This window comes from Enterobacter sp. 03-F-07-AD-ECC (genome assembly GCF_047530935.1).
Taxonomy (GTDB): domain Bacteria; phylum Pseudomonadota; class Gammaproteobacteria; order Enterobacterales; family Enterobacteriaceae; genus Enterobacter; species Enterobacter cloacae.
Window position 1 is genome coordinate 155,525 of sequence record NZ_JBLKBZ010000003.1, and the last position, 26,787, is coordinate 182,311.

Below are 26,787 nucleotides of genomic sequence, written 5' to 3' on the forward strand. Positions count from 1 at the left end.
CTTGCCAGAGTTAACGTTTTCCGCTGTGCAGCCAGAATGGCTCCTGCGAAATGGCCTCGTTGCGGAAATGCTCAATCTCAATATGCTGACGGGTTTCGATGGCATGTTTCAGCCCCTGCCAGTTTTCCAGCCATGCCTGCGTTTTGACGTCATCATAGGCACCCGACAGCAGTAGCATGCAGTCGATGTTGCGCGTCAGACGGATCAGCTGGTCGCCGTACTGGTCACCCAGCGGATAAGCAAAGGTGGTTTTCAGCTCTGCGGCATGGCGGGAGAGGTGGATATCCGCGAAACGTTTAAAGTTTTCTGCGATTTTTGTCTGGGCTTTCGCGTCCAGGAAAGTGCGCCAGCCGCGCGTCACCAGAAACTCGGTCAGCGCCAGTTTGGCGGCCGCGGTTTGCGGGCTGTAGATCGCCGTTTGCGCAGACACATCAGAGAGCATCAGCGTTTCAGTTTGCGTCAGCAGATCGCGTAAGTGAGCACTTGCTTTGCGAGGCACGATGCCACCAAACAGCATCAGAGTATGACGAACCAGACCGATGGCGGCCAGGACGTGCGCTTTTGCGTTTTTCACATTACGCACCCAGAGCTCTTCGTGGTACTGCCACTGCGAAAGCGCCAGCTCCAGAGCCGCCTCCATGCCCTGCTCAACGCTGGCTTTTGGGGCTACGCACAACACAGGGGTCTCTTTCAGCGCCCGTGGCGCATTCCCGGCGGCCAGATGATAGCCGCGGGCGGCTTTGCTGAGGCTGCCCTGACGCAAGCCTGACTGACTCACTAGCTTACGCGCCAGCTTCAGCACATCGTTCGTCTCGCCTTCCAGCAGTTCAAGCTCCAGTTCGCAAATTGGCTCCTGGTATTCCCCCGCTTTCACCTCGCCCAAATCAAGGGCGATTTCAATGCGGCTTTTGCCTTCCGTTACCAGCCATTTCTCGCGCCAGAAATCGGTGCTGAACAGCGGCTGCACCTCTGCTGCCAGGGTGGATGGCAGTTCGCCGTTTGGCCACACTTCTGCCGGAAAACGTTCCAGCTCAAGTTCTGGCTGATTGATGTCGATATTGTATTCGGGGCGCTGATGCAAACCGCCCACAACGCGACCGGCGATTTTCATCGTCATCTCGTAGCGCCCGTTCGCGCCGCGGATGCGCAAGCCCATATCATGACGACGCAGCCAGTTGTCCGGCGTTTCGTAATAGATATTGAGCAGCTGTACGGGTTCATGGTGTTCGCCGGACAGCGTTTGCAGATGCTGGCGGAGCGCGTCAACGCTGTCTTTTTCGACGATAAACTTTAATTCGATCTCTTGTGCCATAGCCTTGTACTTTTGCGTGCGTCACAGACGCGTCGATGAAGGCGAACTTCCTCGCCATTTGTTTGTCAGTACATAGTATTTTGCGCCAAATTGCCACGCAATGAGCAATTTGACGGGCGTAAAAAGTTTGCAGCGGCGGCGATCGGGACACAGATGATTCTGATTGATGACGAATCCTTTGCGTAGAGACACTGATGCCACTACTATCGTTCCACTATTTATGAAAATAACGACTGATATGCTTAAATTACGCCTGATTGGACTTACTTTACTCGCTTTTAGCGCCGCGACTGCGGTCCACGCTGAAGAAAAGCGTTACGTTTCTGACGAACTGAACACCTGGGTACGTAGCGGCCCCGGAGATAATTATCGCCTCGTGGGTACGGTAAATGCCGGCGAGGAAGTCACCCTGTTACAGACCAACACCGAGACCAATTATGGTCAGGTTCGCGACAGTTCCGGCCGTACCTCCTGGATCCCCCTGAAAGAGCTGAGCACCGTGCCAAGCCTGCGCACCCGCGTGCCGGATCTGGAAAACCAGGTGAAAACCCTCACCGACAAGCTGAACAACATTGACGGTACCTGGAACCAGCGCACCGCTGAAATGCAGCAGAAAGTCGCGCAGAGCGACAGCGTGATTAACGGTCTGAAAGAAGAGAACCAGAAACTGAAAAATGAGCTGATTGTGGCGCAGAAGAAGGTGAATGCCGCTAATCTGCAGCTCGATGACAAACAGCGCACCATCATCATGCAGTGGTTTATGTATGGCGGCGGCGTGCTGGGCGTCGGCCTGGTGCTGGGTCTTGTTCTGCCACACCTGATCCCAAGCCGTAAACGTAAAGACCGCTGGATGAACTAATTCGTCTTCTCTGCCAGACTTACGTATTATCTTGCCAAAAGAGAAAACGGGAGTGTAGGGCGTGAAGAGTTATCTGGTCGGTGGTGCGGTACGTGATGCGTTGTTAGGTCTGCCGGTCAAAGATAAAGACTGGGTGGTGGTAGGCGCCACCCCCGAAGAGATGCTTAACGCGGGCTACCAGCAGGTAGGCCGCGATTTTCCCGTGTTTCTCCATCCGCAAAGCCGGGAAGAGTACGCCCTGGCGCGTACGGAGCGTAAATCCGGTTCCGGCTATACTGGCTTCACTTGCTATGCCGCGCCCGACGTCACGCTGGAGCAGGATCTCCTGCGTCGCGATCTCACCATCAACGCGCTGGCGCAGGACGAGAACGGCCAGATCGTTGATGCTTATGGCGGCCAGGACGATCTGCGCAACCGTCTTTTACGTCACATCTCCCCGGCGTTTTCGGAAGATCCGCTCCGGGTGCTGCGCGTGGCGCGCTTTGCCGCACGTTACGCCCATCTCAGTTTCCGTATTGCCGATGAGACGATGGCGCTGATGACCGCCATGACCAAGGCGGGTGAGCTTGAACACCTGACGCCAGAACGCGTCTGGAAAGAGACGGAGAACGCCCTCACCACCCGCAATCCACAGGTCTTTTTCCAGGTGCTGCGCGACTGCGGCGCCCTGAAGGTGCTGTTCCCGGAGATAGACACGTTGTTTGGTGTACCCGCCCCGGCGAAATGGCACCCGGAAATCGACACTGGCGTGCACACCCTGATGACGCTCAGTATGGCGGCCATGCTCAGCCCGGAGGTGGACGTGCGCTTCTCAACGCTGTGCCACGATCTAGGCAAAGGCTTAACGCCAAAAGAGTTCTGGCCTCGTCACCACGGGCACGGCCCGGCTGGGGTGAAGCTGGTCGAGGGGTTGTGCCAGCGCCTGCGGGTGCCGAACGAGATCCGCGATCTGGCGAAACTGGTGGCCGAATTCCACGACCTTATCCACACCTTCCCGATCCTGAAACCGGCCACCATCGTTAAGCTGTTCGATAACATCGATGCCTGGCGTAAACCCCAGCGTGTCGAGCAGATCGCGCTCACCAGCGAGGCTGACGTGCGCGGGCGCACCGGGTTCGAAGCGTGCGACTATCCGCAGGGGCGCTTGCTGCGCGCCGCGTGGGAGGTGGCCAAAGCCGTGCCAACCAAAGAGGTCGTCGAAGCAGGATTTAAAGGCCCGGAAATTCGCGAAGAGCTGACGAAACGGCGGATTCAGGCGGTATCAGAGTGGAAGGAAAAGCATTGCCCTCAGCCAAAAGACTGAGGGCAGCAGGTCAGAAGAAGACCACGTAAACCGCAGCCGCGACGATAAAGCGGTAGATCGCGAACGGGATAAACGAGATACGCTTAATCAGTTGCAGGAAGGTTTTAATGGCAATCAGCGCCACGATAAAGGCGGTGATAAAGCCCACGGCGAACATCGGAATATCGCCCGTGGTGAGAAAACCAATGCTTTTGTAGAGGTCCAGCGCGGTGGCGCCCATCATCATCGGCACCGCCAGCAGGAACGAGAACTCAGATGCCGCGTAACGGCTTACCCCCATCAGCATCCCGCCGGAAATCGTTGCTCCTGAACGGGAGAAGCCCGGCCACAGCGCCAGACACTGGAAGCAGCCAATGATAAAGGCCTGGCGATACGTCATATCGTCCAGACCTTCTGCGCGCGGCGTTTTTGGCTTCAGCACTTCCGCCGCAATCAGCAAGAAACCACCGACCACCAGCGCGTACATCACGTTAATCGGGTTAAACAGCGATTTGATGGTGTCGTGGAAAACCAGCCCCAGCACCACCGCCGGGATCATCCCGAGCAGGATATGAATCAGCGTCAGGCGGCCCTTGCTCTCTCCTTCACGCTGTGGCAAACGCCCGAAGTGGATGCCGATCAGCCCAAACAGACGACGCCAGAACATCACGACCACAGCCAGAATGGAACCCAACTGAATGACCACCTCGAACGTCTTTGCGGTATCGCCTTCAAAGCCCAGCAGGTGGCCAACAATAATCATATGGCCCGTACTGGAAACCGGCAAAAACTCCGTCAATCCTTCGACCACACCCAGAATTGCCGCCACCAGCAGCGAGTGCATATCGCTCATCTATAAACCCCTAAAAAAATATAAAAAAACGGTCGCCCCAACAGCTACCGTGAAAGATACAGCTTTAAGACCGATATAACCTAAAATGGTTTAGCTATTATGACGTTAAATCTTTCCTTTCAGATTTGTGCCACGCTCGATGATGACTCCCACATTGGCGGCACGCGCCACCGCGCCCGGCTTACTCAGCTTAATGCGCACCCACGGCGAGTTGAATTTGGTCAGCAGTAACTCTGCCACCTCTTCCGCCACGCGCTCCACCAGCGCAAAACGCTGCCCTTCAACGTGGGCGATGACCGTTTCACTGATGTCGGCATAGCTCAGACAGTCATTCACGTCATCACTTTTTGCCGACTTGCGGTTATCCCAGCCCATTTCGATATCGAACACCAGCTTCTGCTCGATGGTCTGTTCCCAGTCGTAAACACCAATAGTGGTGATTACCGAAAGTTGCTCTATAAATACAATATCCATCACGACCTGCCTGCTTTTTGGCTAAACCGGATACCACTTCCGGTGAATTATGCGTATTATCCACAGATGCTGAGAATACAGATACATTTTCAAAACGGAACAGCGTTATGAGTGCAATCGCGCCTGGAATGATTCTCCTCGCCTACCTTTGCGGCTCAATCTCCAGCGCCATTCTGGTCTGCCGCATTGCCGGGTTACCTGACCCGCGCGAAAGTGGCTCCGGGAATCCGGGAGCGACCAATGTACTACGAATTGGCGGCAAGGGAGCAGCCGTAGCGGTTTTGATTTTTGACGTTCTGAAAGGGATGTTACCCGTCTGGGGCGCGTATGCGCTGGGCGTGACCCCGTTCTGGCTGGGGCTTATTGCCATCGCCGCCTGTGTCGGCCACATCTGGCCCGTATTCTTCGGTTTTAAAGGTGGCAAAGGCGTCGCGACGGCCTTTGGTGCCATCGCGCCCATCGGCTGGGATCTCACCGGCGTGATGGCAGGCACCTGGCTGCTGACTATTCTTCTGAGCGGCTATTCGTCGCTGGGCGCCATCGTCAGCGCGCTGATCGCCCCGTTCTATGTCTGGTGGTTTAAACCCCAGTTCACCTTCCCGGTGTCGATGCTCTCCTGCCTTATCCTGCTGCGTCATCACGATAATATTCAGCGTCTGTGGCGACGTCAGGAGACGAAAATCTGGGCGCGGTTAAAGCGGAAGAAGAGAGAGACGCGGTAGGGTTTTATTTACTTTTAGTGGAATTGTTCCGTTCACTTTATGACCAACAGAATATGACGTTCCGGCACCCGTGAACGTGATAAGGGGGCCACCGCGGCCCCCTTATCAATCCCCGCGGCCCCGCGACGAAATCGGTGCTTCGCACTGCGCTCACCTCACGACCCGCTGCCTGCGGTCGGCTCAACTCGACATCCTGTCTCGATTCGCCTCTGGCCGCCATCCCTGGCGTCCAGCCCTTGTCATCCGGTCTCCGGTTCGCCGATTTCAGCGGGGACTCAACACCCGTGCCACATTCAAACTGCTGAGAAGGTTGAGGAAACGCCTGATCCGGCTGAAAATCGCTGAGGCGTTGACCGAAGGCCGGGGCGAGGCGCATGGATGCGCCAAGAGGGCGTGACCTACATGGATGTAGGATCACGCCCGACCCGATAGCCGGAAGGAATAAGCCGAAGGCACCGCGCAGCGGCGATTTTCTTTGCCGGGAGCCGGGATTGTTAAGGGGGCGGCGGGAGCCCCCTTAACACGTTCACCGCAGCGGGATACCCATAAAGCAGAAAAGCTATAGTGAACGGAACCCTTCCACCGCAGCCCCAAAATACAGGCCTCCATCCATAAGCGACTCATATGACAGCCTTCATTTCCGCCAGGGCATACTGAAACGTATCTCCCGGGCGCGCGAATGGAAGCACCATGTTAGCAACTCAGGTCACTGATAGTTCGTACAAAGGCTGGCAGGCCTCGCTTGACCTGCGGTTTTGCCACACGCCTGAGAAAACCCTCCTCCATGCCGCGCACCACGTCGGGCCGCTCACGGTACAGCGTCCGTTCTACCCCGAAGGGGAGACATGCCACCTTTATCTGCTGCACCCGCCGGGCGGTGTGGTGGGTGGTGACAGGCTGGATATTACCGTAAGTCTGGACGCCAATAGCCACGCGCTTATCACCATGCCCGGCGCCAGTAAGTTCTATCGCAGCAGCGGCCCACAGGCCCGCCTTAACCAGCACTTTTATCTCGATGAGGCGTCCACGCTGGAGTGGCTGCCGCAGGACACCATTATCTTTCCCGGCGCCAATGCCGCGCTGCGCTCCGTCTTCCACCTGAAGGCCTCCAGCACGCTGCTGGCGTGGGAGCTGTACTGTCTGGGTCGCCCGGTGATCGGCGAGACCTTCAGCCACGGCACGCTGGAGAGCCGCCTTGAGGTCTGGGTGGATGACGAACCACGTCTGATTGAGCGTCAGCATCTCAGCGACGGCGATCTTACCCCTGTTGCCGGGCTGCCGTGGCTCGGCACGCTGCTGTTCTATCCGGCCGGAGAAACGCACCTCGACACGGCGCGTGAGCTGCTCGCACCACTGAATACCTTTGCCGGGGCGACGCTCACTGACGATCTGCTGTCGGTGCGTTTTCTCTCCCATGACAACCTGATTTGCCAGCGGGTGATGCGCGATATCTGGCAGTCGCTTCGCCCGCTTCTCACCACCAAAACCGCCTGTTCGCCGCGTATCTGGCAGACATAAGAGAAACGTTATGGAACTGACCCCCAGAGAAAAAGACAAGCTGTTGCTGTTCACCGCCGCGCTGGTTGCCGAACGCCGCCTTGCGCGCGGGGTAAAGCTCAATTACCCGGAATCGGTCGCGCTGATCAGCGCCTTCATTATGGAAGGCGCGCGCGATGGCGAAACCGTCGCCTCGCTGATGGAAGCGGGCCGTCACGTCCTGACGCGTGACCAGGTGATGGAAGGCGTACCGGAGATGATCCCGGATATTCAGGTGGAAGCCACCTTCCCGGACGGGTCAAAACTCGTCACCGTGCATAACCCGATCGTGTAAGGAGCGCGTGATGATCCCAGGCGAATACCAGATCCAGTCCGGCAATATTGCCCTCAACGTCGGGCGAGAAACCCGGCATATCATCGTCGAAAACCACGGCGACCGACCTATCCAGGTAGGGTCGCACTATCACTTTTACGAGGTGAATCCGGCGCTGAAATTTGACCGGGAAGCCACCCGGGGCTTTCGACTGAATATCCCGGCAGGCACCGCGGTGCGGTTCGAACCCGGCCAGAAGCGCGAAGTGACGCTGGTGAAGGTCACCGGGGCGCAGCGCATTTTCGGTTTCCGGGGTGACGTGATGGGAGAAGTGAAAAATGGCTGAGATTTCGCGCCAGGCTTATGCCGATATGTTCGGCCCCACCACCGGCGATAAAGTGCGTTTAGCCGACAGCGAGCTGTGGATCGAAGTCGAAAACGATCTCACCGTCTACGGCGAAGAGGTCAAATTCGGCGGCGGGAAAGTGATCCGCGACGGTATGGGCCAGGGGCAGATGACCGCGGATGACTGCGTGGATCTGGTGCTGACTAACGCGTTGATTGTCGATCACTGGGGGATCGTGAAAGCGGATATCGGCGTGAAGAACGGGCGGATCTTTGCCGTTGGCAAAGCCGGTAACCCGGACATTCAGCCCGGGGTGACGATCCCGATCGGTGCCGCCACGGAAGCGATCGCCGCCGAAGGGAAGATCGTTACCGCTGGCGGGATCGACACTCATATCCACTGGATCTGCCCGCAGCAGGCCGAAGAGGCGCTGGTTTCCGGCGTCACGACGATGATCGGCGGCGGTACAGGTCCCGCGGCAGGGACCAACGCCACCACCTGCACGCCGGGGCCGTGGTATATCGCCCGCATGCTGCAGGCTGCCGATACCCTGCCAGTGAATATTGGCCTGCTGGGTAAAGGCAACGGTTCTAACCCGGATGCCCTGCGCGAGCAGATAGCCGCCGGGGCCATCGGGCTGAAGATCCACGAAGACTGGGGCGCAACGCCTGCAGCCATCAACTGCTCGCTGGAGGTGGCGGAAGAGATGGATATTCAGGTGGCGCTGCACAGCGACACGCTGAACGAATCCGGTTTCGTCGAAGACACGCTGGCGGCCATCGGCGGGCGCACCATCCATACCTTCCACACGGAAGGGGCCGGTGGCGGCCACGCGCCGGATATTATTACCGCCTGTGCGCACCCGAATATTCTGCCCTCCTCCACCAACCCGACCCTGCCCTATACGGTCAATACCATCGATGAACATCTCGATATGCTGATGGTCTGCCACCACCTCGACCCGGATATCGCCGAGGATGTGGCTTTTGCCGAATCGCGTATTCGCCGGGAAACCATCGCTGCGGAAGATGTGCTGCACGATATCGGCGCATTCTCGCTGACCTCCTCTGATTCCCAGGCGATGGGCCGCGTGGGCGAAGTGATTCTCCGCACCTGGCAGGTGGCGCACCGCATGAAGGTGCAGCGCGGCGCACTGCCGGAAGAGACTGGCGATAACGACAACTTTCGCGTGAAGCGCTACATCGCCAAATACACCATTAACCCGGCGCTGACGCACGGTATCGCCCATGAAGTGGGCTCCATCGAAGCGGGCAAGCTGGCGGATTTAGTGGTCTGGTCCCCGGCGTTCTTTGGCGTGAAACCCGCCACCATCGTCAAGGGTGGGATGATCGCCTGCGCCCCGATGGGCGATATCAACGCCTCGATTCCCACGCCGCAACCGGTCCATTATCGTCCGATGTTTGGCGCACTGGGTGCCGCACGTCACGCCACCCGGCTGACGTTTGTCTCGCAGGCTGCGGCCGCGCAGGGGATAGCGCAACAGCTCAACCTGCAGAGCGCCACGGCGGTGGTCAAAGGCTGCCGCACGGTGAAAAAGGCCGACATGATCCACAACGGCCTGCAGCCAAATATCACCGTCGATTCGCAAACCTATGAAGTGCGCGTCGACGGTGAACTGATAACCAGCGAACCGGCTGACGTACTGCCGATGGCGCAACGCTATTTCCTGTTTTGAGGAGTGATGATGATCTATTTAACCCAACGCCTGGACCATGCGCATCCGATTACCGCCAGCGTCACGCTGCCGATTGACGTGCGGGTGAAAAGCCGTGCCCGCGTGGCGCTGAATGACGGGCGCGAAGCCGGGCTCATGCTGCCGCGCGGTTTACTGTTGCGCGGCGGCGACCTGCTCTGTAACGAAGACGGCAGCGAAGTCATCGAAGTGATTGCCGCCCCGGAGTCCGTCTCCGTGGTGCGCTGCGACGATCCGTTCCTCCTCGCCCGCGCCTGCTATCACCTGGGCAACCGCCACGTGCCGCTGCAAATCATGCCCGGCGAGTTGCGCTATCACCACGATCACGTCCTCGACGACATGCTGCGCCAGTTTGGGCTGGCGGTCACCTTCGCCAGCCTGCCGTTTGAACCTGAAGCGGGGGCCTACACCAGCGAGGCCCACAGCCATAGCCACTCTCACGCTCATTCACATTAAGGATTAATCATGCGTAAGTACTTACCCCTGTTACTGCTGGCCTTTTCCCTGCCTGCACTGGCACATCCGGGACACGGTGCCGACAGCTTCCATGCTGGTTTTTTCCACCCGCTGACCGGACTTGATCACCTGCTGATGCTCGCCGGTGCGGGCGTCCTCTCCGCGCTGAGCGGCCGCAAGCTGCTGCTGCCTTTTGCCACCCTCGGGATGATGCTTGTCGGTGCCATTGCGGGCAGCCTGCTCGGCGGCTTTAGCGGCATGGAGATGCTGATTATCGCCTCGCTGGGCGTCTGCGGCGTGATGATGTTTAAAACCGAAAATCGTCTGTTGCTGGCGGTGCCTGCCCTGGCGATGTTCCACGGCTGGGCGCATGGGGTGGAGATGTCCGGCCACAGCTTCTGGCTCTTCACCAGCGGCTTTATGCTGGCCAGCGCCACGGTGCTGTGCGCCAGCTTCGCCGCCGGGTTACTGCTGCGCCGTCACGACGGACTGCGTAAAACCTTTGGCGGTGGGCTTATCGTCTCTGCCCTGCTGGCGCTGATGAGCTGATGGAACTCGCCCGCCAGCGGCTGCGTCTGATGCAGCTCTCCAGTAGCAGCCTGCCGGTCGGGTCGTTTACCTGGTCGCAGGGGCTGGAGTGGGCCGTCGAGACAGGCTGGGTTACCGACGCAGAGGCGTTCAAAAACTGGCAAACCCTGCAGATGGAGCAGAGCTTTTTCTGCGTTGACCTGCCGCTTTTTGCCCGGCTCTACCGGGCCTGTGAAGAGGGCGATCTGGCGGCAGCAAAACGCTGGACGTCATACCTGCTCGCCTGCCGGGAAACCCGTGAACTGCGGGAAGAAGAACGCAATCGCGGCGCCGCCTTTACGCGGCTCATCAAAAGCTGGGAGCCGGACTGCCCGCCCCTCTGGCAGCCGCTGTTTATGCAAAGCCAGCTCAGCGGCATGGCGTGGCTCGGCGTGCGTTGGCGTATTAGCGCGCACGAGCTGGCCCTGAGTCTGGGCTACAGCTGGATTGAGAGCGCGGTAATGGCTGGCGTCAAGCTGGTACCGTTTGGGCAACAGGCCGCACAACCGCTGATTATCGAACTCAGCGACCATTTTGCCGCCGGGTTTGAACAGGCATTTTTACGTGACGATGAGGCACTGGGCGCGGCGACGCCGCTTTCCGCCATCGCCTCTGCCCGCCACGAAACACAATATTCACGATTATTCCGTTCCTGAGGATGCAACATGGCTGATTACAAACATCCCCTGCGCGTTGGCGTGGGCGGCCCGGTCGGTTCGGGCAAAACCGCGCTGCTGGAAGCGCTCTGCAAGGCGATGCGCGACACGTATCATCTGGCGGTAGTGACGAACGATATCTACACCAAAGAGGATCAACGCATTCTGACCGAAGCGGGCGCGCTTGAGCCGGAGCGCATTGTGGGCGTAGAGACGGGCGGCTGCCCGCACACCGCCATTCGCGAAGATGCCTCGATGAACCTGGCCGCGGTGGAAGCGCTCAGCGAGAAGTTCGGCAATCTGGATCTGATCTTCGTCGAAAGCGGCGGCGATAACCTGAGCGCGACCTTCAGCCCGGAGCTGGCGGATCTGACGATCTACGTGATCGACGTCGCCGAAGGGGAGAAGATCCCGCGCAAAGGCGGGCCGGGGATCACCAAATCCGATTTTCTGGTGATCAACAAAACCGATCTCGCGCCGTACGTGGGTGCCTCGCTGGAGGTGATGGCGCGCGACACCAACCGCATGCGCGGCGAGCGTCCGTGGACCTTTACCAACCTGAAGGCAGGTGACGGCCTGGCAACGATTATTGCGTTTCTGGAAGAGAAAGGGATGCTGAGGATCTGAAAAAAGGCCTGGCGCAATGCCAGGCCGTGAGGGTTATTTACAGCTGTTACTGGAAGAACCCTGCTCGCGCCACGCGCCCCACTGGCCGCCGGTTCCCGGGGTTTCCTGACCCGGGTTGACATACCACTGGTTGAACCAAATTTTACCGTTATAGGAGACTTTGGTGCATTTGGTCGGATAAGCGATTTTGGCGTTATAGGCCGGTGCGGCAGGTTTTACCGGCGTGTCATCTTTTTCCGTGGTGTCGTCTTTCGCGGGTACCGCAGGCTTAGTGACCTTAATGGTCATGCTGTCCGTCGCGGTCCGGCCATCTGCGCCGGTTGTGGTCAGCGTGAAGACCGCTTCTCCCTCGCTGTTGGCAGGAATAACGGCATAGGCATGCGCGCTATCCACGCTCTTCACCAGCGTGCCGTTCAGGTTCGCCTCCAGCGAGAAGGTTTCCGCCCCTTTTGTCACGCTCCAGTTATAGGATTTGGCATTCAGGCTCTTGCTGCCATCCAGCGGATAGGTGCTCACGCCAGTGGTCGGGGAGACCATGGTGTAATCCGCGCCTGCCGCAGCGGTTGGGGCCGGAGCGACAGGGGTGTTACCGTCTTTCAGCGCCATAATACGGGCTACCGCGCGCTCCATGTCAGGCTGTGTCCCCACTTTTGCCGAATCCCCGTTCGCCAGCGGCGTACCGGTCTCCGCCAGAATCTGACGCATCTGACGCGGTGTCACGGTAATACCGTTGGCTTTGGCGATGCCTGACAGGCTTGCTACCACACCCGCAATAATCGGGTTCGCGGAAGAGGTTCCGGCAAAAGTCGCGGTATAGGAATCGTTAGCGCCAGCGTTTTTATACAGATCGCCATAACCGGTGGTCACCACATCCCAGCAGCCCCAGGCAGAACTGGTAATGCGCGAGCCATAGGAGCTGAACGACGCTTTTTTACCGTCTTTCGCACAAAACGCACCCGCCAGAATAGCCCCGGAGTCCCGGACATTCACGTCATACTCCCCCCGGAACCCTGGGCTGTCCATGTTGATATTCCCGTTACCTGCTGCCTCAATAACGTGAACACCTTTGTCGGTCAGCGCCTTAATAATATCGTAATAGGCGGTCTGGGATTCCATTGCGACCCAGCAATCCTTCTGACAACCCGATGGATAACCACCCGCAACTTGTATCCCGATCTGCACCACATCACCCGCTTTTAGCTGGGGGATTAAATTATAGAGGTTATTACTCGCGGAGGCCGCATACCCCATCCGGCTTTTCCAGGCTAAACCGCGAATACCGGTGCCCATATCTTTCGCCGCCATAATCCCCACTGAAGCGGTGTCGTGATCATGGCTTGCAACATACGTCGTCTTACCTGAGCTGAGGCTCATCGGCGGTAAGTTGGCATGGCTGGTATTCCAGGCATCAATCTCCGCCGAAATAATCGTTACCCCTTCACCCGCACTGCCTGCATAGCGATCAACACTGTCGCGGTTGACGCCCCCCATATAATAACCGGTGCGCTTAACATCCGGCGCTTTGAGATAATCCTGCTTATTGCGGAAATCCGGAACGGCAGCAGACGTTAAATTATCATTCAGTGAGGACTTTAACTGTGGCGTAAGGGCCGTGTCATCCAGCGATACCGGCTCGGCTTCCGGGTACACAAACTCTACGTTCTGATTTTGCTCAAGCTCGGTGATAATATGGTTAATATATGTTTTATCCTGACTTTTATCTTTCGGTAACTCGATGCGCAGATAACGGTCAAAACCATAGCGTTTATTAAGCTCCGTCAATTCAGAGGATTGAGTAGAACTACGCAAGTTGGTCGGACGGAACATATTTGTTGTTGTCAGGGAAGCGTCGCTCAAGGTAATTTTATTGTTTGTGGCTTTTAACAGACCTGTCGTCGGTTTTAGCTTGAGCACAATTGCGGTGTAGGTGGCATTATCCTGTGCAAATTCATTTTGCACCAGAGTTTCAGCCGCAGCAGAGAATGAAATTGCTGCACAAATAAAAAGAGATAAAGCGCTTTTTTTCATGATAATCACGGTTCCTGTGTGAATTGAAATTTTTCCTTTTTCAGTATCACTGACACACGGACCGCGAAGAATAAGAGTGGCCTACTCTGATGAACAGAGTTTTCTCTAAATAATTAAGAAAACTCCATACTGCGTTAATTTATATTTCGCAATGCAACGATACACTTAGATACAAAAAACGTAAAGCTTAATCATTATGAAATAATCAAGAGCCGTCGGCGTTAAAAATATTCTCGTTGCTGCTGCGACTTTACCGCAAAATGAATTTTAATAACATTATATCTTGCGAGGTGCTCCAACCGCCGTTGGCCCCGCCATTTCATGAAAGGGTTAATACGACGCATCATTATGGACATTAAAATCGTTATCGCTGAAGAATCCTCGTTAATTCGACGCGGCTTATCCTCCATGATGCAGTCCCTCTCGTTACCCGCCGTTGGCATGGATCAGAGGTGCGTTCTGATCGGTGAGGCAGCGGCCTCCGCTGAACTTCAGTCGCTTCTTGGCCAGCATAATCCGGATATCGCTATACTTGGCTATTCGCTGACAACCAGCCTCAGCCGCCCTCCGCTCGGGGGAATGGACGGGCTGAAGCTCTTGAGATGGCTTAAACAGACCTATCCTGCGCTTAACATTATCCTGCTCTCGCCCTATGCAAACGCCACGCTTATCCGTCAGGCGCTAAAGGAAGGAGTCAGAGCGTACTTATCACGTGATATCAACGAGAAAACCTTAAGCCAGGCGATTACCACTGTCCTGAAAGGCGAGATTTATATCGAAAACCAGCTGGTGAATATGCTTTTCCGTCATGAAAAGACGGACGTGGAGAAACTCTCTCCGCGGGAAATTGACGTGCTGCGCCTGATTTGTAAGGGATTAAATTTGAAGGAGATTGCACAGTTTATGCATTTAAGCATCAAAACGGTCAGCGCACATAAGGTCCGGGCGATGGAAAAGCTGGACGTACAAAACGACTGCCAGCTTTACTCTTTGATCATCAAGAACCAGATGTTTGAGATCGGAATGTAAACGTCTCCCGCCGCTAAGACGGGAGCGTCGGTCAAGCTTCCGGCAGCTCCGCCAGCGGCCAGCGTGGACGTACGGAGACGCTCAGATCCGCCGTTGCGCCAGCGTTCAGGCGCACCATCCCGGCGTAGGCGATCATCGCCCCGTTATCGGTACAGAATTCCGGGCGCGCATAAAATACTTCCCCGCGACGCTTTTGCATCATTTCCGCCAGCTTCGCACGCAGCGTACGGTTAGCGCTGACGCCCCCCGCCATCACCAGGCGCTTAAAGCCGGTCTGATCCAGCGCGCGTTTACACTTGATCATCAGCGTATCGACCACCGCATCTTCGAACGCGCGAGCGATGTCAGCACGGGTCTGCTCGCTGTCATCGTTATTGCGGATGGTATTGGCGGCGAAGGTTTTCAGGCCGGAGAAGCTGAAATCCAGCCCCGGACGGTCGGTCATTGGACGCGGGAAGACAAAACGCCCTTCCGTGCCCTGCGAGGCCATTTTCGAGAGCATCGGGCCGCCCGGGTAATCCAGACCCAGCAGCTTAGCGGTTTTGTCGAAGGCTTCTCCGGCAGCGTCATCAATCGACTCGCCCAGCAGCTCATACTTACCAATACCCGTCACGCTAATCAGCTGGGTATGGCCGCCAGAGACCAGCAGCGCCACAAACGGGAATTCGGGCGGATTCTCTTCCAGCATCGGTGCCAGAAGATGCCCTTCCATATGGTGAACCGGAATAGCCGGAACATCCCACGCGAAGGCCAGGGAACGGCCCACCGTCGCACCGACCAGCAGCGCGCCGACCAGACCCGGGCCTGCCGTGTAGGCGACGGCATCAATATCAGTTGAGCTCAATCCGGCCTCTTTCAGCGCCGCCTGAATCAGGGGAACCGTTTTACGTACGTGGTCACGAGAGGCCAGTTCAGGCACGACGCCGCCGTAGTCAGCATGCAATTTCACCTGACTATACAGTTGGTTGGCAAGAAGCCCTTTTTCGTCGTCGTAAATGGCGATGCCGGTTTCATCGCAGGATGTTTCAATACCCAGTACACGCATGACTTGTTTTACCTCGTTTCAGTACCGCGCAGTGTAGAGCCTGGGCGGGTTGATGTAAAACTTTGTTCGCCCCAGGACATCCGCTCGTGTATACTCTTCCCCCTTATAAAAGTCCCTTTCAAAAACGCGTCGGTGCTTTACAAAGCAGCAGCATTTGCAGTAAAATTCCGCACCATTTTGAAATAAGCTGGCGTTGATGCCAGCGGCAAACCGAATTTATCAAAGGTGAGAGTTACATGCCGGTAATTAAAGTACGTGAAAACGAGCCGTTCGACGTAGCACTGCGTCGCTTCAAACGTTCATGCGAGAAAGCAGGTGTTCTGGCTGAAGTTCGTCGTCGTGAGTTCTATGAAAAACCAACGACTGAACGTAAGCGCGCTAAAGCTTCTGCAGTGAAACGTCACGCGAAGAAACTGGCTCGCGAAAACGCACGCCGTACTCGTCTGTACTAATCCATTGAGGGCGACAGTCCTCAATTGACAGACAGAGTAATAGTCGTAAGGCCGTGCTTCCGGAAGGAATGCGCGGCTTGTTTTCGTTTATGAGTTGCTAAAAACTTTTGGGGCATATGGCCGGACGAATCCCACGCGTTTTCATCAATGACCTGCTGGCAAGAACCGACATCGTCGATCTTATCGACGCGCGGGTAAAGCTGAAAAAGCAGGGCAAGAACTACCATGCGTGCTGTCCTTTCCATAACGAAAAAACCCCCTCCTTCACCGTCAACGGTGAAAAGCAGTTTTACCATTGCTTCGGCTGTGGCGCACACGGTAATGCCGTCGATTTTTTAATGAACTACGACAAGCTCGAGTTCGTTGAAACCGTCGAAGAGCTGGCGGCGATGCACAACCTTGAAGTGCCGTATGAAGCGGGCAGTGGACCAAGCCAGATAGAGCGCCATCAGCGTCAAACGCTGTATCAACTGATGGATGGCCTGAATTCGTTTTACCAACAGTCTCTTAAGCATTCTGCGGCTGAGCCTGCGCGTCAGTATCTGAACAAGCGCGGACTGAGCGACGATGTCATTGCGCGTTTCGCTATTGGTTACGCCCCGCCCGGCTGGGACAACGTGTTAAAGCGTTTTGGCGGCAATAGCGAAGATCGTAAATCGTTGATCGACGCAGGTATGCTGGTCACCAACGACCAGGGACGAAGCTACGACCGCTTCCGCGAACGGGTGATGTTCCCGATCCGCGACAAGCGTGGCCGGGTGATTGGTTTTGGTGGGCGCGTGCTGGGTGATGCCCTGCCCAAGTACCTCAACTCCCCGGAAACCGACATTTTCCATAAGGGCCGTCAGCTTTACGGCCTTTATGAGGCGCAGCAGGCAAATGCGGAACCTCCGCGCCTTCTCGTCGTCGAAGGGTATATGGATGTCGTTGCGCTGGCGCAGTATGACATCAATTACGCAGTAGCCTCGTTGGGCACGTCCACCACGGCCGATCATATTCAGCTGCTGTTTCGGGTGACCAACAACGTCATCTGCTGCTACGACGGTGACCGCGCAGGGCGCGATGCCGCCTGGCGTGCGCTGGAAACTGCGCTACCTTATATGACCGACGGGCGGCAGTTACGCTTTATGTTCCTGCCCGACGGTGAAGACCCGGATACGCTGGTGCGTAAAGAGGGCAAAGCGGCGTTTGAAGCGCGGATGGAGCAGGCTCAGCCGCTCTCCACGTTCTTGTTTAACAGCCTGATGCCGCAGGTTGATTTAAGTACCCCTGACGGGCGCGCGCAGCTCAGCACGCTGGCGCTGCCGTTAATCAGCCAGGTGCCCGGCGAAACGCTGCGCATCTATCTGCGTCAGGAGTTAGGCAACAAGCTCGGCATTCTGGATGACAGCCAGCTTGAACGTTTAATGCCAAAACAGGCTGAAAACGGCACGGTTCGCCCCGCGCCTCAGCTAAAACGCACAACCATGCGTATACTGATAGGGTTACTGGTCCAAAACCCCGAACTTGCGCCGCAAGTGCCATCGCTGGCGGGTTTGAACCACGAAAAATTGCCCGGACTTGGCTTATTTTCAGAACTGGTCAACACATGTTTGTCTCAGCCAGGTCTGACCACCGGACAACTTTTAGAACATTATCGCGGCACAAAAGAGGCCGCTACCCTTGAAAAATTGTCGATGTGGGACGATATAGCAGATAAGGACATTGCAGAAAAAACGTTCACCGACTCACTCAACCATATGTTTGATTCGATGCTCGAGCTGCGCCAGGAAGAGTTGATTGCTCGCGAGCGCACACACGGTTTGAGCAGCGAAGAACGCCGGGAGCTCTGGATGATAAACCAGGAACTGGCGAAGAAATAAGCAAAAAGACAAAAGTATTTAACGGCTTAAGTGCCGAATATCGATCGGGAAGCCCCCGGCAGCCGCACTGAGAGGCAGCGGCAAAAATATAAGTACGCCCTCGCTTTAAAGGTTGGCAAACCATCGCCGACACCAATCAAACGAATTAAGTGTGGATACCGTCTTATGGAGCAAAACCCGCAGTCACAGCTGAAACTTCTTGTCCAACGTGGTAAGGAGCAAGGCTATCTGACCTATGCCGAGGTCAATGACCATCTGCCGGAAGATATCGTCGATTCAGATCAAATCGAAGACATCATCCAAATGATCAATGACATGGGCATTCAGGTGATGGAAGAAGCACCGGATGCCGATGATCTGTTGCTGGCTGAAACCTCCAACAACACTGACGAAGATGCGGAAGAAGCTGCTGCACAGGTACTGTCCAGCGTGGAATCTGAAATCGGGCGTACCACTGACCCGGTCCGCATGTACATGCGCGAAATGGGTACCGTTGAACTGTTGACCCGCGAAGGCGAAATTGACATCGCAAAACGCATCGAAGACGGGATCAACCAGGTTCAGTGCTCTGTTGCTGAGTACCCGGAAGCGATCACCTATCTGCTGGAGCAGTACGATCGTGTTGAAGCGGAAGAAGCGCGTCTGTCCGATCTGATCACCGGTTTTGTCGACCCGAACGCTGAAGAAGATATGGCGCCAACCGCCACTCACGTCGGTTCTGAACTGTCTCAGGAAGAGATGGATGACGACGAAGACGAAGATGAAGAAGAGAGCGACGACGACAGCGCCGATGATGACAACAGCATCGACCCGGAACTGGCACGTGAGAAGTTCGCCGAACTGCGTACCCAGTACGAAGTGACGCGTGACACCATCAAAGCCAAAGGCCGCAGTCACGCTGCTGCTCAGGAAGAGATCCTGAAACTGTCTGAAGTCTTCAAACAGTTCCGCCTGGTGCCAAAACAGTTCGACTACCTGGTGAACAGCATGCGCGTGATGATGGATCGCGTACGTACCCAGGAACGCATCATCATGAAGCTGTGCGTTGAGCAGTGCAAAATGCCGAAGAAGAACTTCATCACCCTCTTCACCGGCAACGAAACCAGCGAAACCTGGTTCAACGCTGCTATCGCGATGAACAAACCGTGGTCTGAAAAACTGCACGACGTGAAAGAAGACGTGCATCGCGGTCTGCAGAAGCTGCAGCAAATCGAAGAAGAGACCGGCCTGACCATCGAGCAGGTCAAAGACATCAACCGTCGTATGTCCATCGGTGAAGCGAAAGCCCGTCGTGCGAAGAAAGAGATGGTTGAAGCAAACTTACGTCTGGTTATCTCTATCGCCAAGAAATACACCAACCGCGGTCTGCAGTTCCTGGATCTGATTCAGGAAGGCAACATCGGTCTGATGAAAGCGGTAGATAAGTTTGAATACCGTCGTGGTTACAAGTTCTCCACCTATGCGACCTGGTGGATCCGTCAGGCAATTACCCGCTCTATCGCGGATCAGGCGCGCACCATCCGTATTCCGGTGCATATGATTGAGACCATCAACAAGCTCAACCGTATTTCCCGCCAGATGCTGCAGGAGATGGGTCGCGAGCCGACGCCGGAAGAGCTGGCTGAACGCATGCTGATGCCGGAAGACAAGATCCGTAAAGTGCTGAAGATCGCCAAAGAGCCAATCTCCATGGAAACACCAATCGGTGATGATGAAGATTCGCATCTGGGTGATTTCATCGAGGATACCACCCTCGAGCTGCCGCTGGACTCTGCCACCACCGAGAGCCTGCGTGCTGCCACGCACGACGTTCTGGCTGGCCTGACCGCCCGTGAAGCGAAAGTACTGCGTATGCGTTTCGGTATCGATATGAACACCGACCACACGCTGGAAGAAGTGGGTAAACAGTTTGACGTTACCCGCGAACGTATCCGTCAGATCGAAGCGAAGGCGCTGCGTAAACTGCGCCATCCGAGCCGCTCTGAAGTGCTGCGTAGCTTCCTGGACGATTAATCCAGGTAAACAGCAAAAAGCTCCCAATCGGGAGCTTTTTTTTTGTTTATCCCCTCTCCCTGTGAGAGAGGGCCAGGACGAGGCATCAGGCCGCAGAGGCCCCTAAAGCCCCCGCACCACCAGTGCCTCGTCGAGCTCCCTGTAAGCTTCCACCAGTTTATCCAGCGTTGCCCTGTTAAGTCCGCTCGGGTTTGGCAGCACCCATACCTGCGTCACACCGATGGTGATGGCCTGTTTACCCCATTTCACCCCGCGCTGGCTGAACGCCTGCTCATAGGCCTGTTTCCCCAGAATCGCCAGCGCGGCAGGCTGGTAGTCTTCGATCTTCTTAATCAGTTCCCGCCCGCCAGTGCGCAGCTCATGCAGGTTGACTTCGCTCGCCTGCACGGTTGGTCGCTCCACCAGCATGGTGATCCCGCAGCGCGTATCCAGCAGATGCTGCTCCTCTTCAGGCTTGAGTAACCGGTCGGTAAAGCCGGCCTGGTAGATCACTTTCCAGAAGCGGTTCCCCGGATGAGCAAAGTGAAAACCGGTATGCGCCGAGGATTTACCGGGGTTGATCCCGCAGAACACCACCCGTAATCCCGGGGCCAGAATATCGTTGATCATATTTACTCCCGATTGATACATCATCATGGAAGTATAAAGGATTGATTATGCGTTGTTTATAAAAACAGCAGGCGGGTGTGAATGGCTGGATTGCTGCGGGGAGTTACATTATAATCCACCGCCACGGCCCCTTAGCTCAGTGGTTAGAGCAGGCGACTCATAATCGCTTGGTCGCTGGTTCAAGTCCAGCAGGGGCCACCAAATTTTAGAAGTAAAAACATATAATTAGGCCACTCTCGCGAGTGGCCTTTTTGTTTATTTAAAACCCATTGGCAGCAAAATGGCAGCAGGCGTTTCATAAAAAAACCCGCTAGCAGCGGGTTAGTAAGAAAGTTGTTGCTGCAGACCCTTCGGATGCGGAGGTGCAGAACTGATTTTTTGAGGGCGGCAAACAGACCTGACGAACGTTTCATGAGTAACAAAAGTGTGCCCACATTCAATATTTGTGCACTGGTTATAACGCTCTTTGGTTTGGCGGGAAACTTCAAAGCTGCTGCGTGTATGTGCGGCCTGACCACACAACGGACAATTCATCATTTTAGTCTTTTCCCCACTTTTGCTGTAATCGCAATAATGATACAACATAATTCCATTTTGTGAAGTAATCATTCCATTTCTAAATCATTAATTCTCACCTCAAGTTCTAGAGTGGTCATGAAACCGCTATCCGCGCTGACATTATGCGTCAGCGTGGTAATGGTCCATTCGGCATCATCAATGGGCTGTTTAAAGCCGCTCACCTTCACCGGCATTTCGGTATACAGATCGGCACGCCCTTCTGCGAGTTGCAGGGAAAAGGTTGCAACCCCGCGCTGCAGGCGCTCCCATTGCATCTTAGCGGCGCGCTCCGCATTGCTGCGGTTAGCATAGGTCCGGTTGAGGACCAGCACGTTTTCATCCGTTCCAACCAGATAATCCCCCTGCTTTGCTTCCGGCTCCTTTGTCGCAGTGGTTTTTTTTCGACGGCGCTTAACCTTTGCTGCCTCTTTTTTCTTTGGCTCACGAGTATGCAGCCAGCTGGCAATTACCCCCGTATAGGCATCGCGATCGGCCAGGGTAAAACGATGACCGTCACCGGCCTGACGGGTTATGGTGATAACAGGCAGCGGCTTACCGCTTGCCGTTCTGCCCTGCCCCTGACGGATAAACAACAGATTGCCGTCCTTAACGGAGGCTATCGCCCCATACTGCCGCGCCAGCTTCATCAAAAAGCTGGCGTCGCTTTCATTTGTCTGGTCAAGATGATCCACAGGCTTTTCCATCAGGTCCTGCCCCAGCGCCATCTTTAATTTATGCCTGGCGGCGATTTCCTTCACGACTTCGCCCACCGTTGTCTGGTGCCAGGACTTTTCACGCCGCGTGTTCAGGGTTTCACGGAAATCTGCACTACGCGCGCGAATTGTGAGACGGTCAGGCGCGCCGCTGTGCTCAATCTCATCGACAGTAAAGACCCCTTTTGGAAAAAGCGGCTGACCTTTCCACCCCAGCGCAAACTGAATAATGGCCCCCCGACGCGGCAGAACGATTTGACCGTCCGAGTCGTCCAGTTCCAGATCAAGCTGGTCCGCTTCAAAGCCCCGGTTATCCGTCAGCGTCAGACTCATCAGGCGCGCATCCAGCACGGTAGTCACATCTTTACCTTCAATGGTGATGCTGAAACCGGGGGTTTTGCTGTTCAGGTTCAGAAGATCAGAGCTGAAATTCACTGCAGTAACCCCCCCACCGTATTTTTCATATTGCCTATCGCAGAGGTGGCGGAGTCCTGCAAATTACTGAGCTGATCGCTGAGGCTGCCAAACATATCAGACAGCGATTCATCCACCCGTTTCAGGCTCAGCGAAAATTCGATACGCCGGGGCATACCGCTCTCAAAAAATTCTGTTTTTGTCTGGCTCAGACTCTCGATCACAAACATGCCGTAAATCGTCCCGCTCCCCTCAATCATAGGCCAGGCTTTCCCCAGCTCCGCCATCTGCTCCAGCGCCAGCAAAGACAGCCTGCCGCCGGTTATCTCCGGCAGCAGGACGCCGGACAGAGTAAGCGAATCGTTATCCGGCCCAAGAAACTGCGTTGACGGGCGCCGGTTAACCCGGCTGTTGGCTGCGTGCCGCCAGCTGCGCTGATACTGCAGCTCCTGATAGGGCACGGTTCGCAGCATGAATACGTACAACCCCAGCACCATCATCATTATTCGTAACCCCCTCGATCACTGAAATTACTGCGTGTTTTTGCCCTGGCCCTGCGCTCTCGCTCATCAAGCTGCCGGGCTACCTCACGGGCGATATCCTGTGCGCTTTGCCCTGGCTGGGCGACAATATGAATTGGTGCGCTTATCTCGTACTTAATTACCTGCGGCTGTCTCTCTGCCTTTGCTGACGGCGCCGGTTGCGTTCTCACAGGTACACTGTACGGATGAAGTGGTGCGGCTTCTGCCGGGGCAGCCGCCAGGCCCATTACCCCAGCGACGACGGAAGCGAGCATCTTCTGGCGCATAGCCACCGGGTCAGCCCTCTTATCCGTGATTTCCGTAATGGCCGGTGCTGGCATGACAGCTGCAGCGATATCAGCCAGCTCCGCAGCACGATCCTGACCAGGAAGTTTTACCGGGGCGTTAACAATCTCAGGAAGCAGTATTAACCTACTTTCAGGCCGTTGCTCCGGGCTGGCTGTTAAATCACGAACGGGGCTTACTGTTGGCGCCAGTTTCACCAGTTCAGTAGTGCGATTGATTACCGGAAGATTTGCCGGACCGTTCACACTATCAGGCGGCAGAACTATCCCGCGTTCAGGACGTTGTTTAGCGCTGGCCGGTTCCGTCCGGGAAGGATTGAGCGTTGCCGCCACCCTCGCCAGATCAGCAGTCCGTTTCCTGCCGGTGACATGGGCGGGTCCGTTAACAATCTCAGGGCCATTCTCGCCCACGATGCCGAACTGGCCGCGCGGAATGGTACCGCCGCTGTCGTACATGCCAGCAAAACCCATCGTCGGGAATCCGCCAGGCGGCAGCACCACTTTACCGTCTGTGTTTACCGTGGCTGGCTGCTGCCGCGTGACCTGCTCAGGAAGCTTCGCTTTGGCCGCCTCCTTGCTGACAATGCCGAGTTTTTCAAGCAGCCAGGACACGCCCGATTTAAGCGAATCCAGCGGATGCATGACCATGTTCAGCCCTGCCGCCAGCGCTTCGCCAAACTGCCGCCCCATCGACGCCGCGCTTTGCAGCTCTGCAGAGGTGGATTTAACCGGCGTAAGCAGGTCAGTAAACCAGCCCCACAACGCCTGGACCTTGTCACCTATCCACTGGAAAACAGGCTGCAGTGGCTCAAACGCCGCACTGATAGGCGCAGCTGCAGCTTTGAATCCTTCAACCACTCCGACTAAAAATGCGCTTATCGGCTGCCAGTATTTCCAGACAACCAGCGCAACGCCAGCCAGGGCCGCCACGACCAGCCCTATCGGACTAAGCAGGGCGCCCAGCAATCCAGAAATCCCGTACAGCGCGACGCGAAAGAGGGCCAGCGGGCCGGACGCCAGAAAACGAAACACGCCACCGGCTGCGGATAATCCCCCGCGCAATGCGGCCAGCGGGTTCATTACCATGCCGATAATATTGCGAATACCGGAAATTCCGCTGCGAAGGATAGCAATCGGAGCACCGGCCATCGTTTTCAGTGCATTAACCGCCAGCCCGGCAGAACGGCGCAGGGAATTAAGGGGAGAAGTCAGTAACCCGGCACTGCGACCTGACGCCGCCATACCACGGCGCAACAGGGAAAGCGGCGCACTTGCCAGCCAGGACAGCGCGCCGCCGGTGCGGGTCACTGCAGACATAACGGAAGGGAGTGTTTTTACACCCAGCACGGACATACCTAAACGGATCACCGCCAGTGGCCCCAGCACGGCAGCCACGGCCACCGCCAGCGTGCTGAGTACAACGGTGATCGCAGCAGTGGCAGCCGCCACTTTCATCAGCGTGCCCGCCAGCTGCGGGTTAGCCTCAACCCATCGACGCAATGCCCCGGTAACGCTTTTTACGTACCCCATGATATCCATCAGCGGCTGGCGCAGGGTTTCACCCAGGCTACTGAAAGCGTTCTGCGCGCCAGTTTTCACAAGCAACCACTGCGCGGAAAGTGAATCCTTATTGATATCGGATTCTTTCTGCATGGAGCCGTTAGCCTCAGTGCCTGAGGTAAGTTTCAGCTGTCGCTGCAGCTCCGGCAGGTTGTTTGCAAGCTTCGCCGCATCATCGCCAAACTCCTTGCCAAATATCATCGTCATGGCGGACAGGCGTTTATCCTGCGGCAGCTTGTTGACCTTCTCCAGCACGCGCTGAATGGTCCCCATTGCGTCCTTTGTCATCTGCTGTTCAATCTCTTCTGGATTGAGTTTCAGCAGATCCATACCTTCCATGAACCGCTTGCTCTGCATGGTCGCAATTGACAGTTCGCGGACCATCGCATTTGATGCGCTGGCGGCAATTTCAGGTGCAGCCCCCAGAGACAGGAAGGTGGAACCCAGCGCGGCCGCCTTGCGGAAATCAAGCCGGTCTACCACGCCCCCCATGCGCTGCAGCACATTGATGATATCGCCCCCCTTAGACATGGCGTTATCGTCCAGATAGTTCAGGGCATCGCCAAGCTGTTCAATATTGCGGGTCGGCACTTTATACAGCTGCGCGATTTTCCCCAGCCCCTCCGCCAGCTCATCAGCAGGCAGCTCGAATGCCGTTGCGGCCTTTGCTGCAGTGGATGCAAAGGCCAGCAGGTCACGCTTCTGGTCTTCGTAAGAATCGCTCTGGTTTGTCACGCCCATGCGGGCGCCACCTTCAACCAGCGCGGCATAGTCGATGGCGCCATTCTCCATTGGCAGCTGTTCACTGGCGGCCTTGATGGCATCCTGCATGTCGTAAAATTGTTTTGTGCGGTTGCCGTTGTCGTCCCGCAGCCCGTTAACCTGCTTTGCCACGCCTTTCATCGCATCTTCCATGCTGGCATAGCTTTTAACGGCAGCCATCACCGGCGCGCCCATCGCCAGCCCGGCGGCAGTAGTCGTTGCTCCGGCGCCCGCGATACGATCCCGCACCTCAAGGCGCCGCGAATACTGATCGCGGATGGCGTTCATTCGAGCCTGCTGCTCGCCCAGGCGTTTAAGGGATTTCTGCTGTCGGTCCAGCGCCTGCCGGGTTTCATCGGCATTCTGCCGAAGCTCACGCTGCGCACTGCTCAGCTTTTTTGTGTCCAGCCCGGCCTCATTGAGCGCAAGACGCTGACGCTGCACCGACTGACGCAGGCCGTTGTATTTGCTCTGCAGCTCGTTAACGCGGTTTTTTGCCTGCTCAAGCAGACGAGCCTGCGCCGCCGTCGGGCGGTTAGTAGCAGAGAACTGCGTGGCAAGCTTCGCCGCTTCTTCGCGTGCGGCTTTAAGACTGTTGCCGGTGATGGCCAACTGCTTGCTTGCCTTGCGGAAACCGTCAATACGGCCCGCCTGGGCGTCCAGTTCTTTTAATCTTGCGCGGCTTTGCTGAATGGCGGTAGCCAGCTCTTTAGAGCTGGCCTGCGCTGATCGGAATGGGCGGGTGAGCTTATCAACCGCATTTAGAATTACCTGCAAACGCAGGTTAGTGTCACTCATCGCTGGCCCCGCTTCTCTGAATCGCTTTATGCCGCCACTCCAGCACTTCGGTCAGCGGCATAACGTCAGTGACGGACGGCGGCCAGTGAAAAATAGTGGCGATATCAGCCACCAGGTCTTCTACCGTCAGGCTGTCGGCAAACCGGCAAGCACCGATTTCTTCAACAAAAAAGTGACCACCTCAACCGACAGCGCGGTGAGATCTGCGGGGTCCATTTCAGCCATTTCCTGAGCGGTCAGCGCGGGCGTGGAGATGCGGGGAATAATCGTCATCATCGCGCCGACGTCCATATCCATGATCGCCTGCAGACGGGTGCCACGCAGCGCGCCGGACTGCGGCTTGCGCAGCACAATTTCGGCAATTTCGGTTTTACCGCGTTTGATTGGGGTGTCCAGCTGTACGGTTTTTTCAGTCAGTTGTTCGCTCATTGTCATTTCCT

The 26,787-nt window shown here is 56.3% G+C and carries 27 protein-coding genes and 1 tRNA gene; 16 read left to right on the forward strand and 12 right to left on the reverse strand.

Annotation, left to right across the window (positions count from 1 at the left end; genetic code table 11):
- Window positions 1–10: 10 nt before the first annotated feature.
- Window positions 11–1,312, reverse strand: a complete 1,302-nt coding sequence (locus ACMWKA_RS05845) for an inorganic triphosphatase (protein WP_414760050.1) — start codon at window positions 1,310–1,312, stop codon at window positions 11–13.
- Between the two features lie 238 nt (window positions 1,313–1,550).
- On the opposite strand from ACMWKA_RS05845, the gene ACMWKA_RS05850 reads away from it, so the two are divergent.
- Together ACMWKA_RS05850 and ACMWKA_RS05855 are read left to right on the forward strand one after the other, a co-directional pair.
- Window positions 1,551–2,171: a TIGR04211 family SH3 domain-containing protein gene (locus ACMWKA_RS05850; RefSeq protein ID WP_013098761.1), complete on the forward strand. Its 621-nt coding sequence runs from the start codon at window positions 1,551–1,553 to the stop codon at window positions 2,169–2,171.
- Between the two features lie 61 nt (window positions 2,172–2,232).
- Window positions 2,233–3,474: a multifunctional CCA addition/repair protein gene (locus tag ACMWKA_RS05855; protein ID WP_129328063.1), complete on the forward strand. Its 1,242-nt coding sequence runs from the start codon at window positions 2,233–2,235 to the stop codon at window positions 3,472–3,474.
- A gap of 10 nt (window positions 3,475–3,484) precedes the next feature.
- On the opposite strand, the gene bacA is transcribed toward ACMWKA_RS05855, so the two are convergent.
- Window positions 3,485–4,306, reverse strand: a complete 822-nt coding sequence (gene bacA, locus ACMWKA_RS05860) for an undecaprenyl-diphosphate phosphatase (protein ID WP_014833310.1) — start codon at window positions 4,304–4,306, stop codon at window positions 3,485–3,487.
- A 105-nt stretch (window positions 4,307–4,411) separates the two neighbouring features.
- Window positions 4,412–4,780, reverse strand: a complete 369-nt coding sequence (gene folB / locus ACMWKA_RS05865) for a bifunctional dihydroneopterin aldolase/7,8-dihydroneopterin epimerase (protein WP_013098764.1) — start codon at window positions 4,778–4,780, stop codon at window positions 4,412–4,414.
- A 107-nt stretch (window positions 4,781–4,887) separates the two neighbouring features.
- On the opposite strand from folB, the gene plsY reads away from it, so the two are divergent.
- The 9 genes from plsY (at window position 4,888) to ureG (ending at window position 11,678) form a co-directional block, all read left to right on the forward strand.
- Window positions 4,888–5,502 (forward strand): glycerol-3-phosphate 1-O-acyltransferase PlsY, encoded by a 615-nt coding sequence (plsY, locus tag ACMWKA_RS05870; RefSeq protein WP_013098765.1) that lies wholly within the window; start codon window positions 4,888–4,890, stop codon window positions 5,500–5,502.
- A gap of 690 nt (window positions 5,503–6,192) precedes the next feature.
- Window positions 6,193–7,020 (forward strand): urease accessory protein UreD, encoded by an 828-nt coding sequence (locus tag ACMWKA_RS05875; protein ID WP_062934241.1) that lies wholly within the window; start codon window positions 6,193–6,195, stop codon window positions 7,018–7,020.
- Between the two features lie 10 nt (window positions 7,021–7,030).
- On the forward strand, window positions 7,031–7,333 hold the full coding sequence (locus ACMWKA_RS05880) for an urease subunit gamma (protein WP_003862556.1): 303 nt from the start codon (window positions 7,031–7,033) through the stop codon (window positions 7,331–7,333).
- A 10-nt stretch (window positions 7,334–7,343) separates the two neighbouring features.
- Window positions 7,344–7,658 carry an urease subunit beta gene (locus ACMWKA_RS05885; RefSeq protein WP_040021813.1) on the forward strand — a complete coding sequence of 105 codons (315 nt, stop codon included), beginning with the start codon at window positions 7,344–7,346 and terminating at the stop codon, window positions 7,656–7,658.
- Window positions 7,651–9,354 carry an urease subunit alpha gene (ureC, locus tag ACMWKA_RS05890; protein WP_058651369.1) on the forward strand — a complete coding sequence of 568 codons (1,704 nt, stop codon included), beginning with the start codon at window positions 7,651–7,653 and terminating at the stop codon, window positions 9,352–9,354. Before ACMWKA_RS05885 ends, ureC begins: the two co-directional genes overlap by 8 nt.
- Window positions 9,355–9,363: 9 nt before the next feature.
- A complete protein-coding gene (ureE, locus tag ACMWKA_RS05895; protein ID WP_020689459.1) occupies window positions 9,364–9,828 on the forward strand; it encodes an urease accessory protein UreE in 465 nt (154 codons plus the stop codon).
- Between the two features lie 9 nt (window positions 9,829–9,837).
- Window positions 9,838–10,377, forward strand: coding sequence for a HupE/UreJ family protein (locus ACMWKA_RS05900; RefSeq protein ID WP_020689458.1), 540 nt, complete (start codon window positions 9,838–9,840; stop codon window positions 10,375–10,377).
- Complete coding sequence (locus ACMWKA_RS05905) at window positions 10,377–11,051, forward strand: urease accessory protein UreF (protein WP_414760051.1); 675 nt, start codon at window positions 10,377–10,379, stop codon at window positions 11,049–11,051. Before ACMWKA_RS05900 ends, ACMWKA_RS05905 begins: the two co-directional genes overlap by 1 nt.
- Before the next feature lie 9 nt (window positions 11,052–11,060).
- Entirely contained in the window at window positions 11,061–11,678 is a 618-nt protein-coding gene (gene ureG, locus ACMWKA_RS05910; protein ID WP_013098772.1) for an urease accessory protein UreG, read from the forward strand.
- Window positions 11,679–11,711: 33 nt separating this feature from the next.
- Here the strand turns inward: ureG and ACMWKA_RS05915 are convergent, their stop codons facing one another.
- On the reverse strand, window positions 11,712–13,706 hold the full coding sequence (locus ACMWKA_RS05915) for a S8 family peptidase (RefSeq protein ID WP_414760052.1): 1,995 nt from the start codon (window positions 13,704–13,706) through the stop codon (window positions 11,712–11,714).
- Window positions 13,707–14,054: 348 nt separating this feature from the next.
- On the opposite strand from ACMWKA_RS05915, the gene ACMWKA_RS05920 reads away from it, so the two are divergent.
- A complete protein-coding gene (locus ACMWKA_RS05920) occupies window positions 14,055–14,735 on the forward strand; it encodes a LuxR C-terminal-related transcriptional regulator (RefSeq protein ID WP_029883055.1) in 681 nt (226 codons plus the stop codon).
- A gap of 31 nt (window positions 14,736–14,766) precedes the next feature.
- On the opposite strand, the gene tsaD is transcribed toward ACMWKA_RS05920, so the two are convergent.
- On the reverse strand, window positions 14,767–15,780 hold the full coding sequence (tsaD, locus tag ACMWKA_RS05925; RefSeq protein WP_040021821.1) for a tRNA (adenosine(37)-N6)-threonylcarbamoyltransferase complex transferase subunit TsaD: 1,014 nt from the start codon (window positions 15,778–15,780) through the stop codon (window positions 14,767–14,769).
- A gap of 236 nt (window positions 15,781–16,016) precedes the next feature.
- On the opposite strand from tsaD, the gene rpsU reads away from it, so the two are divergent.
- The 3 genes from rpsU (at window position 16,017) to rpoD (ending at window position 20,107) form a co-directional block, all read left to right on the forward strand.
- Window positions 16,017–16,232 (forward strand): 30S ribosomal protein S21, encoded by a 216-nt coding sequence (gene rpsU, locus ACMWKA_RS05930; protein ID WP_001144069.1) that lies wholly within the window; start codon window positions 16,017–16,019, stop codon window positions 16,230–16,232.
- A 116-nt stretch (window positions 16,233–16,348) separates the two neighbouring features.
- Window positions 16,349–18,094 carry a DNA primase gene (dnaG, locus tag ACMWKA_RS05935; protein ID WP_014833324.1) on the forward strand — a complete coding sequence of 582 codons (1,746 nt, stop codon included), beginning with the start codon at window positions 16,349–16,351 and terminating at the stop codon, window positions 18,092–18,094.
- Window positions 18,095–18,259: 165 nt separating this feature from the next.
- The gene (gene rpoD / locus ACMWKA_RS05940; protein ID WP_013098777.1) at window positions 18,260–20,107 is read left to right on the forward strand and encodes an RNA polymerase sigma factor RpoD; all 1,848 of its coding nucleotides are present in this window, start codon (window positions 18,260–18,262) and stop codon (window positions 20,105–20,107) included.
- A 102-nt stretch (window positions 20,108–20,209) separates the two neighbouring features.
- Here rpoD and mug read toward each other — a convergent pair whose 3' ends face one another.
- Complete coding sequence (mug, locus tag ACMWKA_RS05945) at window positions 20,210–20,716, reverse strand: G/U mismatch-specific DNA glycosylase (protein ID WP_020689452.1); 507 nt, start codon at window positions 20,714–20,716, stop codon at window positions 20,210–20,212.
- 125 nt (window positions 20,717–20,841) lie between these two features.
- Here mug and ACMWKA_RS05950 point away from each other — a divergent pair.
- Window positions 20,842–20,917 (forward strand) — tRNA-Ile (locus tag ACMWKA_RS05950).
- A 120-nt stretch (window positions 20,918–21,037) separates the two neighbouring features.
- Here ACMWKA_RS05950 and ACMWKA_RS05955 read toward each other — a convergent pair.
- The 6 genes from ACMWKA_RS05955 to ACMWKA_RS05980 all read right to left on the reverse strand — a co-directional run bounded on the left by ACMWKA_RS05955 (window position 21,038) and on the right by ACMWKA_RS05980 (window position 26,776).
- Complete coding sequence (locus tag ACMWKA_RS05955; protein WP_032681944.1) at window positions 21,038–21,253, reverse strand: ogr/Delta-like zinc finger family protein; 216 nt, start codon at window positions 21,251–21,253, stop codon at window positions 21,038–21,040.
- A gap of 68 nt (window positions 21,254–21,321) precedes the next feature.
- Window positions 21,322–22,422, reverse strand: a complete 1,101-nt coding sequence (locus ACMWKA_RS05960; RefSeq protein ID WP_063855304.1) for a phage late control D family protein — start codon at window positions 22,420–22,422, stop codon at window positions 21,322–21,324.
- On the reverse strand, window positions 22,419–22,904 hold the full coding sequence (locus tag ACMWKA_RS05965; protein WP_414760053.1) for a phage tail protein: 486 nt from the start codon (window positions 22,902–22,904) through the stop codon (window positions 22,419–22,421). The genes ACMWKA_RS05960 and ACMWKA_RS05965 overlap by 4 nt, the downstream gene beginning before the upstream one ends.
- Window positions 22,904–26,347, reverse strand: coding sequence for a phage tail tape measure protein (locus ACMWKA_RS05970; RefSeq protein WP_414760054.1), 3,444 nt, complete (start codon window positions 26,345–26,347; stop codon window positions 22,904–22,906). Before ACMWKA_RS05970 ends, ACMWKA_RS05965 begins: the two co-directional genes overlap by 1 nt.
- Window positions 26,340–26,459, reverse strand: a complete 120-nt coding sequence (locus tag ACMWKA_RS05975; protein WP_007848878.1) for a GpE family phage tail protein — start codon at window positions 26,457–26,459, stop codon at window positions 26,340–26,342. The genes ACMWKA_RS05970 and ACMWKA_RS05975 overlap by 8 nt, the downstream gene beginning before the upstream one ends.
- A gap of 14 nt (window positions 26,460–26,473) precedes the next feature.
- Window positions 26,474–26,776 carry a phage tail assembly protein gene (locus ACMWKA_RS05980; RefSeq protein WP_007848877.1) on the reverse strand — a complete coding sequence of 101 codons (303 nt, stop codon included), beginning with the start codon at window positions 26,774–26,776 and terminating at the stop codon, window positions 26,474–26,476.
- Window positions 26,777–26,787: the final 11 nt, after the last annotated feature.